Origin of the sequence: Asaia sp. SF2.1 (assembly GCF_000505765.1) — a bacterium.
GTDB lineage: Bacteria > Pseudomonadota > Alphaproteobacteria > Acetobacterales > Acetobacteraceae > Asaia > Asaia bogorensis.
Window position 1 is genome coordinate 19,359 of sequence record NZ_AYXS01000051.1, and the last position, 2,021, is coordinate 21,379.

1 protein-coding gene and 1 pseudogene are annotated in these 2,021 nt (G+C 60.2%); both read left to right on the top strand.

Annotated elements, in window-relative coordinates; translation table 11 throughout:
* Window positions 1-472: pseudogene (locus tag P792_RS39435) on the top strand (starch synthase); the annotation flags it as partial.
* Window positions 473-587: 115 nt separating this feature from the next.
* Window positions 588-2,021 (top strand): 1,4-alpha-glucan branching enzyme (gene glgB / locus P792_RS39440; protein WP_235075556.1); only part of this gene is annotated, 1,434 nt, incomplete at its 3' end.

Sequence of the window (2,021 nt, forward strand, 5' to 3'; positions counted from 1 at the left end):
CGGCCTGACGCAGCTTCATGCCCTCCGTTACGGCTCTGTGCCAATCGCTGCACGCGTGGGTGGCCTGACCGACACCATCGTGGACGCCAATGCCGCGGCCATCGAGGAAGGTGTGGCCAATGGCATCCTGTTCTCCCCAACCCAGGGCGATGCGTTGTATCGCGCAATCCGTCATGCTCAGAGGCTCTATCGCCAGAAATCAGTTTGGGCGCGTCTGCAACGCAATGGCTCGCTCCATGATGTGTCGTGGCATGGGAAAGCCGCCCATTATGCGCGACTGCTTCTCGAAATGGCCGGTCGCGCACCGGCCCGCCTGATTGGCGAAGGGGAGATCGCGCCTCGACTGAGCGATGTGGGCATACCGCTTGCCCCCAATACGTCTTTCACCCGCACAGCCAGAATGCCGCAGAGCCGACCACGCAACCCCGGTCTGGGCCGCACCGATCTGCCCCGTTTCGGAACCAGTGCCTGACCGCACGCATCCGTATCCAGCTTTGAATGGCTCGCGGGCCCGACAGCCCGTGAGCCTAACCGCTTGCACATTTTCCTGAGGCGAGATCGTCTTTTCCATGACCGATACAGAAACCATGCAGCCCGCCATCAGGGCCATCAAGCCTCAGGAGCAATCCCTGATCGACGAGATCGTCGAAGGGCGCGCTCATGATCCGTTTTCCTATCTTGGGCGCCATCGCGAAGGGCGTAACGGGGTCGTACGCGTGTTCTACCCTGACGCCGTCGAGGTCAGACTGCTGGCTGAACGCAAGAACAAGCCCCCGCTCGAAAAGAAAATGGACCGCATCGATGAGCGCGGCATCTACAAGGCGACCATAGCCGCGACCTCCACACGCTATAGCCTGCGCATTCTATGGGCAGATGGCTGGCAGGAAACGCACGACCCGTACAGCTTCGGCACGTTGATTGGCGATCTTGATCTCTATCTCTTCGCTGAGGGCAATCATCGCGATATCGACCGGATCATGGGCGCCCATATCTGTGAGATCGATGGCGTATCGGGTGTACGCTTCAGCGTCTGGGCACCCAATGCTCATCGCGTGTCGGTCATCGGCGATTTCAACATCTGGGATGGGCGTCGTCATGCCATGCGGCTGCGCCATAGCGCAGGCATATGGGAGCTGTTTGTTCCGGGCATCGGGTCTGGCGAGCGCTACAAATTCGAGATCATGGCGCAAGGCGGTGTCATTCTGCCCGCCAAAGCGGACCCCTATGCCCGTTATGCCGAGCTCCCCCCGGCCACAGCCTCCATTGTGGCCCCACCGCTCGAGCACGATTGGCAGGATCAGGACTGGATGGCACAGCGCGCGGCACGACAGTCGCTCGAGGCACCGATCTCGATTTATGAACTGCACGTGCCTTCATGGCAGCGCCTGAACAGCCCGACCGGCTATGTGAGCTGGAATGATCTGGGTGACAAGCTCATTCCTTATGTCACCGGGCTTGGCTTCACCCACATCGAGCTGATGCCGATCACGGAATACCCCTTTTCAGGCTCGTGGGGTTACCAGCCTCTGAGCATGTATGCGCCAACCTCGCGCCACGGAACGCCTGCCGAATTCGCGCGCTTTGTGGACCGCTGCCATCAGGCGGGGCTCGGTGTCATCATGGACTGGGTACCAGCGCATTTTCCGGCAGATGCCCACGGGCTGGCCCTGTTCGATGGCACGCATCTTTACGAGCACTCTGACCCGATGGAGGGCTACCATCAGGACTGGCACACGCTCATCTACAATTTCGGACGCACAGAGGTTCGCAATTTCCTGACCGGCAGTGCGCTCTACTGGTTGAGAAATTTTCATATCGACGGCCTGCGCGTCGATGCGGTGGCTTCCATGCTCTATCGCGATTACAGCCGCAAGGAAGGCGAGTGGCGTCCCAACGTCTATGGCGGCCGTGAAAATCTGGAGGCCGTGAATTTTATGCGCGAGCTCTCCGGAATCATACGCGATTACTGCCATGACGCCGCATTGATTGCCGAGGAGTCGACGGCCTGGCCGGGTGTGACC